Source organism: Methylobacter psychrophilus, from assembly GCF_025583945.1.
Lineage (GTDB): Bacteria > Pseudomonadota > Gammaproteobacteria > Methylococcales > Methylomonadaceae > Methylobacter_C > Methylobacter_C psychrophilus.
Genome location: NZ_JAOEGU010000005.1, coordinates 144,064 through 155,707, shown reverse-complemented (window position 1 = coordinate 155,707; position 11,644 = coordinate 144,064). Strand labels below are relative to the sequence as shown.

12 protein-coding genes are annotated in these 11,644 nt (G+C 43.8%); 6 read left to right on the top strand and 6 right to left on the bottom strand.

Annotation, left to right across the window (positions count from 1 at the left end):
• Together N7974_RS04670 and N7974_RS04665 are read right to left on the bottom strand one after the other, a co-directional pair.
• On the bottom strand, positions 1–377 hold a 377-nt coding region (locus tag N7974_RS04670), incomplete at its 3' end, for a PAS domain-containing protein (RefSeq protein WP_262964486.1).
• Between the two features lie 15 nt (positions 378–392).
• The gene (locus tag N7974_RS04665) at positions 393–1,178 is read right to left on the bottom strand and encodes an alpha/beta fold hydrolase (protein WP_262964485.1); all 786 of its coding nucleotides are present in this window, start codon (positions 1,176–1,178) and stop codon (positions 393–395) included.
• A 413-nt stretch (positions 1,179–1,591) separates the two neighbouring features.
• On the opposite strand from N7974_RS04665, the gene N7974_RS04660 reads away from it, so the two are divergent.
• Positions 1,592–2,851: an HlyC/CorC family transporter gene (locus N7974_RS04660; protein ID WP_262964484.1), complete on the top strand. Its 1,260-nt coding sequence runs from the start codon at positions 1,592–1,594 to the stop codon at positions 2,849–2,851.
• Between the two features lie 95 nt (positions 2,852–2,946).
• On the opposite strand, the gene ubiD is transcribed toward N7974_RS04660, so the two are convergent.
• The 4 genes from ubiD to N7974_RS04640 form a co-directional block, all read right to left on the bottom strand.
• Complete coding sequence (gene ubiD, locus N7974_RS04655) at positions 2,947–4,407, bottom strand: 4-hydroxy-3-polyprenylbenzoate decarboxylase (protein ID WP_262964483.1); 1,461 nt, start codon at positions 4,405–4,407, stop codon at positions 2,947–2,949.
• The gene (prlC, locus tag N7974_RS04650; RefSeq protein WP_262964482.1) at positions 4,404–6,443 is read right to left on the bottom strand and encodes an oligopeptidase A; all 2,040 of its coding nucleotides are present in this window, start codon (positions 6,441–6,443) and stop codon (positions 4,404–4,406) included. Before prlC ends, ubiD begins: the two co-directional genes overlap by 4 nt.
• 102 nt (positions 6,444–6,545) lie before the next feature.
• The gene (locus N7974_RS04645; protein WP_262964481.1) at positions 6,546–7,010 is read right to left on the bottom strand and encodes an RDD family protein; all 465 of its coding nucleotides are present in this window, start codon (positions 7,008–7,010) and stop codon (positions 6,546–6,548) included.
• Positions 7,011–7,190, bottom strand: coding sequence for a hypothetical protein (locus N7974_RS04640; RefSeq protein ID WP_243219888.1), 180 nt, complete (start codon positions 7,188–7,190; stop codon positions 7,011–7,013).
• 166 nt (positions 7,191–7,356) lie between these two features.
• Between N7974_RS04640 and pcnB the strand changes: the two genes are divergently transcribed.
• The 5 genes from pcnB to panD all read left to right on the top strand — a co-directional run bounded on the left by pcnB (position 7,357) and on the right by panD (position 11,545).
• Positions 7,357–8,766 (top strand): polynucleotide adenylyltransferase PcnB, encoded by a 1,410-nt coding sequence (gene pcnB / locus N7974_RS04635; protein ID WP_262964480.1) that lies wholly within the window; start codon positions 7,357–7,359, stop codon positions 8,764–8,766.
• 65 nt (positions 8,767–8,831) lie between these two features.
• A complete protein-coding gene (folK, locus tag N7974_RS04630) occupies positions 8,832–9,335 on the top strand; it encodes a 2-amino-4-hydroxy-6-hydroxymethyldihydropteridine diphosphokinase (RefSeq protein ID WP_262964479.1) in 504 nt (167 codons plus the stop codon).
• Between the two features lies 1 nt (position 9,336).
• Entirely contained in the window at positions 9,337–10,152 is an 816-nt protein-coding gene (gene panB / locus N7974_RS04625; protein ID WP_262964478.1) for a 3-methyl-2-oxobutanoate hydroxymethyltransferase, read from the top strand.
• A 5-nt stretch (positions 10,153–10,157) separates the two neighbouring features.
• Positions 10,158–11,000: a pantoate--beta-alanine ligase gene (gene panC, locus N7974_RS04620; RefSeq protein ID WP_262964477.1), complete on the top strand. Its 843-nt coding sequence runs from the start codon at positions 10,158–10,160 to the stop codon at positions 10,998–11,000.
• Positions 11,001–11,164: 164 nt separating this feature from the next.
• Positions 11,165–11,545: an aspartate 1-decarboxylase gene (gene panD / locus N7974_RS04615; protein WP_262964476.1), complete on the top strand. Its 381-nt coding sequence runs from the start codon at positions 11,165–11,167 to the stop codon at positions 11,543–11,545.
• Positions 11,546–11,644: the final 99 nt, after the last annotated feature.

Here is an 11,644-nt window from a genome sequence, read left to right as displayed (position 1 = left end):
GCGCGTTTGCGTGCGTCCAATAGTTCTTGCTCGAATTTGTTGCGTTCCACGGATACAAAGAACGCCCAGAAATAGCTGTTAACGCCTGCAAAATTTCCACGCTGACAGTTTAGTAACACTGGAATAGACTGATTTTGAGTATTACAGATTTTCAGGTGAATTTCGCGTACTACTGCATCACGGAGCAACATAGGCCAGATATGGCTTTGTAAAAAAATTCGACTGGCTGGCGGGAAAAAGCTATCCATTGGTTTTTGTTGGCATTGCTCAAGTGTTCCTCCAACCAAAGCCAATAACTCGGTATTGGCAGCCAAAATATAGCCTGATCCATCCGTAATGAGCGTAGGACAAGGTAACTGATTCAGTAGGTCATGCATACAGTGTTGGCTGCTTTATAGGTGCGGTTGTGGTGCGTTTAAGTACTCGTGGATGGCTTCAATCACTAAGGAAGGATAGCTCATGTGTGCACAATGACCGCTCACATCCAGTATTTTGAGGGTGCTGCCCTGCAAATTTTCGTGTAGATAATCGCCTATTGGCAGTGGTACCAAGTTGTCGTGGCGATTTTGAAGGATCAGGCAGGGGCGCGATACTCGTGGCAGGTCGGTGCGGTTATCGGAGAAAAATGTGGTTTTTGCAAACACTCGAGCGGCCACGGGGTCAGTGGAGCAAAAGCTATCGGTGAGTTCACCAGACACCGCACTATCTTGTGTTTCACCGGCAATCAACGGTGCCAGATAGTTGGCCCAGCCGATATAGTTATGATCCATCAATGATAGCAAATCTATTAAATCTTCAGTCTCAAAGCCGCCTAGATAGTCAGGTGGATAGTTTAAGAAGCAGGGTGAAGGCCCAATTAATATCAGACGGTCGAACAGTTCCGGCCGTGCGATGGAAGCCAGTAAGCCGATGTTGGCACTGACTGAATGGCCGATAAAGGTGACCTCATTTTGTAAATTGAGTGCGTCACAAATGTCGAGTATATCTTGCACATAGCCCTGTAAACTGGAATAACGCGTTACATTGAAAGACGCCAGATTGGATTTGCCGCTGCCAACATAATCAAACAATACTTGACGGTGTGTGGAAGCAAAGGTAGGAGTAATCCTGTTCCACATTTGTTGGCTACAGCCAAAGCCATGGGCATAGAGCAGAAACGGGCCAGTATCTCCCTCCACATGTACATTGTTGCGGTCAATAATATTTATAATTGTCTCCGATTGCTTCTGGAATAATGCCAGGTTCTTGTAGTCTTGATAGATACTGCCGCCGAAATCATTGGTTCTCTGTAAAAGCTCTGGCATTATAAAAAAGGTTTTTTAGCATTTATTAAAACATTAACACAGTTTTATTAAGATAGTTGGGCTTAGCAGGGATACTTTGTTTAAATATGGCGCTGTCCCAATGCCGGGCTGTTTTTAAAGCGGTGAGTGTTACTTTTAATAACAAAAAGCGTTGCTCGACCGATTAATTTACCGTGCGCTAATTATGCCCTACTAGAATAAATTACCCTATATTTTACATTGAAACTTGACAAAAAATTCTCATCATAGACACTAGAGCTGTTTTCCTAACCTAGAGTAAATTTTCTTTGAACGATATGTCCCTTGGTATGCTGTTTGGCATACTTGCCCTTATGCTTATTCTTTCCGCTTTTTTTTCGGGTTCAGAAACGTCTTTAATGACGATAAATCGTTATCGGTTAAGACATCTGGTTAAACTCAGACATGCTGGTGCAATAAAGACACAAAAGCTGTTAAAAAGGCCGGATCGCTTGTTAGGCCTTATTTTATTATGTAATAATTTTGTTAATAATTTCGCCTCATCAATTGCTACGGTCATTGCCATTAAGCTTTATGCTGATGAAGAATCGGTTGTAGCAATTGCCGCTGCTATTTTAACCATTGTCATGCTTATTTTTTCCGAGGTAACGCCGAAAACTATTGCGGCAATGAAGCCGGAACTTCTGGCATTTCCTGCGGCCTGGATTTACACGCCGTTAATGAAAATATTTTATCCGATCGTTTGGGTCGTTAATTTATTGGTCAGCTTATTGCTGCGATTGGTCGGCGTTGATGTTAATAAAAACCGGCATGAATCACTGAATAAAGAAGAGTTAAAAGGCATTATCACGGAAGCTGAAAGTTTAATGCCGGTGCGCTATCAAAAAATGTTATTGGGCATACTGGAGCTTGAGTCGGCGACAGTTGAAGATATTATGACGCCCCGTAATGAAATTGTCGGTATTGATCTGGAAGATTCCATTGAAGATATCATTACACAAATCAAAAGTAGTCCGCACACACAGTTAGCGGTATACAAAAAAAGCATTGACCGGGTAGTGGGATTTTTACATTTAAGAAAGGTTCTGTTGCTGGTTAATCAGGATGATTTTGATAAACAAGCCATTATAAATTTACTGATAAAACCTTCATTTATTCCTGAAAGTACGCCCGTGCATGCACAAATGCTCAGATTTAAAAGCGAGAAAATCCGCATAGGTCTGGTTGTCGATGAATACGGTGATGTGCAAGGATTGGTTACCCTGGATGATTTGTTACAAGAAATAGTAGGAGAATTAATCACCGACGATGTGACGGCCAGAAAACAAAGTGACGGTAGTTATCTGGTCGATGCCTCTATTACGGTTAGAGAATTAAATCGTGTTATGCAGTGGACGTTACCAACGGAAGGGCCAAAGACACTTAACGGGCTTATCCTTGAGTTTATGGAGACAATTCCTCAATCAGGAACCAGTATCAAGCTGCACGGACATCCTTTGGAAATAATAAAACGTGATGAACATTCAGTGAAACTGGTTAAGTTTGTACCGAGAAAAAAAGCGGTCTGATTGCTCGGACTGCAACTCATTGGAGTATCAGGCTGTTTTATTATCCTGATACTCCATGCTTAGCAAATAACCGGTATTTGCATCGGCTGTTGCATTTAAAATAATTTATCCCACATAGCATCCACTTTCTTGATCACTTCCGGTGACATTGCAATCGTTCTACCCCATTCCCGATTGGTTTCTCCCGGCCATTTATTAGTCGCATCAAAGCCCACTTTAGAGCCCAAACCTGAAACCGGTGAAGCAAAGTCAAGGTAATCAATCGGGGTGTTTTCCAGTATGGTTAAATCTCTGGCAGGATCCATACGGGTAGTCATCGCCCAGATCACATCTTGCCAGTTACGGACATCGATATCGTCATCGACGACGATGACAAACTTGGTGTACATAAATTGTCGCAAATATGACCAAGTACCCAGCATAATGCGTTTGGCGTGGCCTGGATACTGCTTTTTCATGCTGATAACCGCCATACGGTAAGAGCAGCCTTCCGGAGGCAGGTAAAAATCGATAATTTCCGGAAATTGTTTTTGTAAGATAGGTATAAATACCTCGTTTAAAGCAAGCCCCAGAATTGCAGGTTCATCCGGTGGCTTGCCGGTATAGGTGCTGTGATAGATGGGTGCCTGACGCTGGGTGATTCTTTCGATAGTGAATACCGGAAAGTCAGCGACTTCGTTGTAATAACCGGTGTGGTCGCCATAAGGCCCTTCTGCGGCAAATTCATCAGGGTAAATAAAGCCTTCCAGAACAATTTCAGCACTGGCTGGCACTCGTAAATCGTTAAGCAGCGATTTGGCAACTTCTGTTTTACTGCCGCGCAATAAACCGGCAAATGCGTATTCAGACAGCGAGTCTGGTACCGGTGTGACAGCGGCAAGTATGGTTGCAGGATCTGCACCTAAGGCTACCGAAACAGGGAAAGGCTGGCCGGGATAGGCCGCCTGAAATTCTTTAAAATCCAGCGCCCCGCCCCGATGTGCCAGCCAACGCATGATGACTTTGTTTTTTGCAATAACTTGCATGCGATAAATGCCCAAATTTTGCCGGTCTTTATGGGGACCTTTGGTAATCACTAGCGGCCAGGTAATTAAAGGTGCCGCATCTTCCGGCCAGCAGGTCTGAATGGGATAATCGCCCAGATCGATTTCATCGCCTTCCCGAACCAGTTCCTGGCAAGGTGGTGATGAAATCAGTTTGGGCGCCATATTCAGTACTTGCTTGAATACCGGAAACTTCTCCCATGCGTCTTTCAGTCCTTTGGGCGGTTCGGGTTCTTTTAAGTAAGCCAGTAACTGGCCAATGCCGCGCAGTTCGGTGACTGATTCCGCGCCCATACCCATGGCAACACGGCGCGGCGTACCGAACAGATTGGCGAGCACCGGGATGTTGTGGCCGATTGGATTTTCAAACAACAAGGCGGGGCCGGCCTGTTTTAAAGTGCGGTCACAAATTTCTGTCATTTCCAGATAGGGATCAACAGGAATGATAACCCGTTTTAGCTCACCTTGTTTTTCCAGCTGTTTGATAAAGTCACGCAGGTCGTGATATTTCATGCAGCGATGCCATTGTGTCTGAGTAAGGCATCAATAGTCGGTTTACGGCCTCGAAATTTGATAAACAAGTCCATCGCATTCTCGGTGCCACCTTGTTCAAGAATATTACGCAAAAAAGCTTTACCGGTTTCCGGGTCAAAAATACCTTTTTCTTCAAATAAGGAAAAAGCATCGCTGGATAAGACTTCTGCCCATTTATAGCTGTAATAACCGGCTCCATAACCACCGGCAAAAATATGTGAAAAGCTGTGGGCAAAGCGGTTAAATTTGGGTGGTTTAATAACAGCAATCTGGTCTCTGACTTGCTCCAGAATTTCATAGATTCGACCGCCTTTTTCCGGGTCGTAGTCCCGGTGGATTCTGAAATCAAAAAGGCTGAACTCAAGTTGTCTAACCATAATCATGCCGGCCTGAAAGTTTTTTGCCGCCAGCATTTTATCAAACAAGGTGTCAGGCAATGTTTCACCGGTTTTATAATGGCCTGAAATTAGTACTTGTGCGGCTTGTTCCCAGCACCAGTTTTCCATGAATTGACTGGGTAATTCAACGGCATCCCATTCAACACCGTTAATCCCGGAGACGCCCAAGTGATCAACCTTGGTTAACATGTGGTGTAAGCCGTGACCAAATTCATGAAATAAGGTAATGACATCGTCGTGCGTTAGTAAGGCTGGAGTATCGCTGGTTGGGGGCGTGAAGTTACAAGTCAGGTAAGCGACCGGGGTTTGAATGGTATCACCGGTTTTTTTACGACCGACACAATCATCCATCCAGGCTCCGCCCCGTTTTTTTGCGCGTGCATAAAGATCAACATAAAACCGGCCACGAAGTTCACCGATATCGTCATGTATCTGAAAAAAACGCACATCGGGATGCCAGCTGTCAAAATCATCAATTTCGGTTATATTTAAGCCGTACAGTTTTTCTACGACAGCAAATAATCCGGGTAAAACGCGGGTGATGGGAAAGTACGCTTTAACTTCTTCTTGTGAAAGCTGGTAAAAATGCTGACGCATTTTTTCCGAGTAATAACCTATGTCCCAGGATTGAAGGTCGTTAATGCCGTATTCCTGCTCGGCAAATTCACGTAACTCAGCCAGATCCTTACGTGCAGGTCGCCAGGATTTATCCGCCAAATCTTCCAGAAAATGCATGACCTCATCAGGCTTGTTGGCCATTTTGGTAGCAAGGGACAGTTCGGCGTAATTTTTAAAACCTAATAGCTGGGCTTTTTCATGGCGTAGTGCCAGTATTTGCTCCATGAGCGGACTGTTATCCCACTTTTCGGCCTGTGGGCCTTGGTCTGAAGCGCGAGTTGAGTACGCCTGGTAATGTTCATGGCGTAATTCACGGTTGTCGGCATAAGTCATAACCGCTTGATAGGAGGGGAATTGCAGGGTTATCAGCCAGCCTTCTTCATTCTGGCTTACCGCCGATTGTTTAGCCTGAGCCATTGCGGAATCAGGCAATCCTGCCAAATCCAGTTCATTTCTGATGCTTTTACTCCAGGCGTTGGTGGCGTCCAGCAGGTTTTCTTCGTAGTTGCTGGAAAGACGTGATAATTCCTGGCTGATGTCTTTGTAACGTTGCTTTTTTTCGCTATCCAGATCGACGCCGGATAATTTGAAATCTCTTAACGCGTTGTGGATGATTTTCTGTTGAGCACTATCGAGTGTTGCAAATTCATCGCTTTCGGCAATAATTTGATAGGCTTTAAATAGCTGTTCGTTTTGCCCTATTTCAGTGGAGTAGGCGCTGAGCTTGGGTAGGCAGGCGTTATAAGCCTCGCGTAGTTCATCGGTATTGACGACAGAATTCATGTGACTGACCGGAGACCAGGCTTTATTGAGTCGGTCTTCAGCATTTTCCAGCGGTTCAACCAGATTTCCCCAGGTGTACTGTGTCGTCGCTTGTAGATGTTGTTTTACAGCGGCACGTGCTTCATCCAGTAATTGAGTGATGGCGGGTTCAATGTGTTCGGGTTTTATTTGGGAAAATAAGGGCAGGGCAGGATTGGTCAGTAAAGGATTAGTCATGGTATTGATTATGTTTTATGGCTGCGTTTAGTTATTTTATAACACAAACGTATGCTTTTGTGGTGTTGTCAAATAAACCACGGATCTTGCTATAGTCAAGAATTACTTTTTTTGAGGGTCAAAGAACAGCGCTGTTTTTGATAGATGATCGTACCAGCTGCGTTGATCCTTATCCAGAAGAATCCACAGGAAGCCGAGTCCAAAAAAACCCCATGAAACGATGGCTGTGGTAAATCGTAACAAAGCTTGATACCAGTTGATGGTTTTTTGATCGAGCGTGAGGACTTTTATTTTCCAGGCACGTAAGCCTAATGTTTGTCCGCCATGAGTCCAAAACCAGCCATAAAAAAAGAAGCTGATAACCAGTAGATAAATACGGTAAATTAATAGCTGTTGGGCGCTAACGGCTTCACCGGTAGTAAATGGCAGTAATAGTGCCGTTGCGAGGAATAAAAGTGCAATCAGCAGAAAGAGATCGTAAATTAGCGCCGCCAAACGACGCAAAAAACCAGGTTCAGAGGCTGGGCTCTGACCTGGTTTTAGCAGTTTTTTCTTTTTCGAGGACAATTAAACTTTAAATAAAGCGAGTTTTTGACCAAAATATAGACACATCGCCATTAGTGTCCCCAGCATTAGTAAAGAAAATAAGAAGGGTGGCCTATGGAACAGAAGAATGCCAAAGTCTGTTACAAAAAGGCTGGTTAATAGTGGATGGTCAATGAAGCCATTAAAAATCTTTTTGAACATAACAATCCCGTTAATTACGCAAATGTTTAAAAAATGGTTGTCTGATCTTTTATCTGTGTAAATGTACAAGGTATGCTTGTAAAAATCAGTGCAATGATTTTACTATATTCAAAAGGGTAATGTAAAAAAAAGAAGATTGATTGTGGGATAGAATGTATCAAATGATATGATTGCGATAAATAAAAAACAAACCGGGTTAAAGGCCATTTTAAATTTCTTTAAAAAATTGATTAAGTCAGCAAGAAATGAAGCTGAACCAGTCGCGACGAAAGTCAGAGTATATTCACGCTCGGAACATAATGTTTCGCGTGCCCAGATTAGTGAAAACGCGCTGAAGGTTTTATACAAGCTGCAAAAGGAAGGCTTTGATGCCTACCTGGTTGGCGGTTGCGTCCGCGATTTATTGCTGGGTCGTGAGCCGAAAGATTTTGATGTTGCAACCAATGCCGATCCCGAGCAGGTTAGGAAAGTATTTCGTAATTGTCGGTTGATTGGTCGCAGGTTTCGCCTGGCACATGTCTATTTTGGCAGGGAAGTCATTGAAGTGGCGACTTTTCGAGGTGCAGGGGAAGAGCAAAACGACAAACAGGTGCTTAATAAGGAAGGGCGTTTATTGCGGGATAACGTCTACGGAACTCTTGAAGAAGATGTTTGGCGTCGGGATTTTACAGTTAATGCGCTCTACTACAATATAAAAGATTTTTCGGTTGTGGATTATGTCGGCGGCATGGCTGATCATAAAGCGGCAACGCTAAGGCTTATTGGTGATCCTGAAACTCGTTTTCGCGAAGATCCGGTGCGTATGTTACGGGCCGTGCGTTTTGCCGTTAAGCTGGGTTTCAATTTGCATCCTGATTGTGAAAAAGCCATGCATAAGGCGGCAGAATTATTGTCCAGCATACCGTCTGCGCGATTATATGATGAGGCACTTAAATTATTTTTGTCTGGTTACGCACTGCAAACGTTTGAAATGCTAAGGCATTACGGGCTGTTTCAAGTGTTGTTTCCGGCGACAGAAAATTGTTTGTCTGTCGAGGAAGATGGTTTTCCACGATTGCTGTTGATTAAAGCGCTTGAAAACTCTGACAACAGAATAGCCGATGGTAAAACAGTTACGGCTTATTTTTTATTTGCCGCTTTCTTGTGGGAGCCTGTTCAGATGCGGGCTAAAGAAAAGATGGCGCATGGACTGGTTGAATTTATGGCCTATCAGGAAGCCGCCAATGAAGTTATTGCCATGCAGGTTAAAAGTACCGCCCTGCCACGTCATATTACCATGGCTATGCGCGAAGTCTGGAGTTTGCAGCCAAAGTTTAATGCCCGAATAGGTTCTAAACCCAGTCGGTTAATTACCCATCCTCGTTTTAGGGCGGGTTATGATTTTCTGCTGTTGCGTGCAGAGACTGGTGGAGCTGATCCTGAAGTAGCAAACTGGTGGGGTAAATATCAGAATGCCAATGATAACGAACAAAGAAAAATGACCCAGCCTCCGCGTAAAGCATCCGGTGGTAAATCAACACGAAGAAGAAATCCTCGGGGCAATGGTAAAGAGAGTAGTGCTGGGAAAGAGGTTTAGGTTGTAAGGCGAAATTTATTATTTTTTTGCTCTTCGCTTTGTAACTTTTACTTATTGGATTAACTATGAAAAACTCACCAGTAACCCCGGTTATTGCTTACATCGGTTTGGGTAGTAACCTTGCCGAACCAGTGGCACAAATTACCTCAGCGCGAACCGCAATAGCTGCAATAGCAGGCTTGCAAGAATTGGCGTTTTCCAGTCTGTATCATAGTTTACCTATGGGGCCGCAGGATCAACCTGACTATGTTAATGCGGTTATGGGTGTCGCAACAGAATTATTACCAATGGATTTTTTACGTTGCTTACAAAGTATTGAAAATGACCAGGGTCGGGTAAGAATAGGTGAGCGATGGGGAGCGAGAACCCTGGATTTGGATGTGCTGATTTATGGCGATCAAATTATTGATTTGCCGGATTTAGTCGTTCCCCATAGAGGCGTGGATGAACGATCTTTTGTTTTGTATCCGTTATTTGAAATTGCTCCACAACTGGTTGTACCCGGTAAGGGCGCTATTGCCGATCTAATTGCCAAGTGTCCATTGTCTGGATTAAGGCGGATGAATTGATATGAGCCAATATGCTTACGATTCTACAGTAAAGCCCTTGACGGTTAATGATCTGCTTGCCATGAAACAGCGCAGCGAAAAGATAAGCTGTTTAACAGCTTACGATGCCAGTTTTAGTGCCTTAATCGACAAAGCGGGTGTCGATATGATGTTGGTGGGTGATTCGCTGGGCATGGTTGTTCAGGGTTATGAGACAACGCTTCCTGTTACCATTAGGGATATGGTTTATCATACCCGCTGTGTTAGCGCAGCCAGGCAACGAGCGTTTATTATTGCGGATTTACCATTCATGAGTTATGCCACTCCTGTTATGGCAGCTAAAAATGCGGCTAAATTAATACAGGTTGGTGGCGCCCAAATGGTGAAGCTGGAAGGCGCCCGGATTGAAATTGTTCGATTTTTAGTTGATCAGGGTATTCCTGTCTGTGGACATTTAGGTTTGTTACCCCAGTTGATTAATCAATTGGGCAGCTATAAAGTTCAGGGCAAAGAACCCGCTGATGCTGCAAAAATGATTGCCGATGCACATCAATTGCAACAGGCTGGTGCAGGATTGTTGGTATTGGAGTGTGTGCCTGCGAGTCTTGCCAGGGAAATAAGTACTCAGCTTGCTATTCCTGTTATTGGTATTGGCGCCAGTGTTGATTGCGACGGTCAGGTGTTGGTGCTTTATGACATGCTCAATATCGGCATCGGCAAGCGTCCGCGTTTTTCCAGAAACTTCATGCAGGATAATGCGACTATCGAAGCTGCCATTGATGCTTATCATCAGGCGGTCAAGCAATCACGATTTCCAACCGCTGAACATAGCTTCTAAGACCAATGCAAATAGTTAAGACCGTATCCGAATTACGTGAGACAGTTAAAGTATGGCGCTCAGCTGGTGAAAGCGTTGCTTTTGTTCCGACGATGGGCAATTTGCACGCCGGACATCTTCAGTTGGTTAGTACGGCAAAAAAAAATGCCGACCGTGTCGTCGTCAGTATCTTTGTTAACCCGACTCAATTTGGAGTGGGGGAAGATTTCGAGACTTATCCTCGTACCGAACGTGAAGACAGGTTAAAGCTGGAAACCGTTGGCGCAGACTTGTTGTTTCAACCCGCTGTTACCGATATTTACTCGCCCGATGCCAAAACAACCGTCACGGTAACCGACCTTTCAGACCGGTATTGTGGCGCATCCAGACCCGGACATTTTAGCGGTGTTGCCACCGTTGTTTGTAAATTATTTAATATAGTCCAGCCGGATATGGCTTTATTCGGTCTTAAAGATTTTCAACAATTGACTATAATAAAAACTATGGTGAGGGATTTACATATCCCCATTGAAATAACAGGCATAGATACCGTTAGAGAGCCAAGTGGTTTGGCTATGAGTTCGAGAAATGGTTATTTAACGGACGCTGAAAAAAGCATTGCCCCCATGCTTTATCAGGCTTTATGTGTGGCTCGTGATGCTGTTTTAGCGGGTAACAAGACTTATGCCGGGATAGAGAAAGAGGCGTTGCAGTTTTTACAGCAGGAAGGCTTTCAGACGGATTATTTTTCTGTGTGTCGTAGTAGTGATTTAAACAAAGCGGCCGTAGAAGATGTTGATTTGGTTTTATTGACGGCAGTAAAGCTGGGTAAGACGCGGTTGATTGATAATATTTTTTTTTCCAGGTAGGTCTTGTTTGAGGGTTGTGTTATCAGGTTCAGAGCTTAAGAAATGCCGTGCTTGTACTTTGAACCGGGTTATAAAGCAGTTAATGTCAGCTATCTAAAAAGTTGATGGACTGTTGCAATTAATGGATAATGTCCGGTTTCTAAACGTATTTATAGTGTTTTATTATGCAAATTACGATGCTTAAAGCAAAGTTACATCGAGCCACAGTGACTCGTTCAGAGTTGGGTTACGAGGGTTCTTGCGCAATTGACGGCACTATTCTTGACTTGTCCGGTATCAAAGAATACGAGCAGATTCAAATTTACAATGTCAATAACGGTGCACGTTTTACCACGTATGCCATTCGTGCAGAAAATGGTTCCGGGATTTTTTCGGTTAATGGCGCAGCGGCTCGATTAGCTTGTCCCGGCGACCTGATTATTGTTTGTACTTATATACTATTGGATCAGCAAGAATCCGAAAATCATAAGCCTACCCTGGTTTATTTTAATGAAAAAAACGAAGTGTTACGTTCTTCCTCATCGATTCCTGTTCAGGTTGCCTGATTTTAATTATCCGCACAGTTTGAGTGTGGGTGATTAAACTAATTTAGTTATAAATCTTGTCCTTACAAACGCTGTAAATTAACTTTTTACACCCTTTTC

What these genes read in the sequence shown, in the direction of transcription:
- N7974_RS04640 (WP_243219888.1), bottom strand. Translation starts at nt 7,190, where the DNA reads ATGTTCAAAAAGATTTTTAATGGCTTCATTGACCATCCACTATTAACC.
- pcnB (WP_262964480.1), top strand. Translation starts at nt 7,357, where the DNA reads ATGATTGCGATAAATAAAAAACAAACCGGGTTAAAGGCCATTTTAAAT.
- panC (WP_262964477.1), top strand. Translation starts at nt 10,158, where the DNA reads ATGCAAATAGTTAAGACCGTATCCGAATTACGTGAGACAGTTAAAGTA.
- folK (WP_262964479.1), top strand. Translation starts at nt 8,832, where the DNA reads ATGAAAAACTCACCAGTAACCCCGGTTATTGCTTACATCGGTTTGGGT.
- panD (WP_262964476.1), top strand. Translation starts at nt 11,165, where the DNA reads ATGCAAATTACGATGCTTAAAGCAAAGTTACATCGAGCCACAGTGACT.
- ubiD (WP_262964483.1), bottom strand. Translation starts at nt 4,407, where the DNA reads ATGAAATATCACGACCTGCGTGACTTTATCAAACAGCTGGAAAAACAA.
- panB (WP_262964478.1), top strand. Translation starts at nt 9,337, where the DNA reads ATGAGCCAATATGCTTACGATTCTACAGTAAAGCCCTTGACGGTTAAT.
- prlC (WP_262964482.1), bottom strand. Translation starts at nt 6,443, where the DNA reads ATGACTAATCCTTTACTGACCAATCCTGCCCTGCCCTTATTTTCCCAA.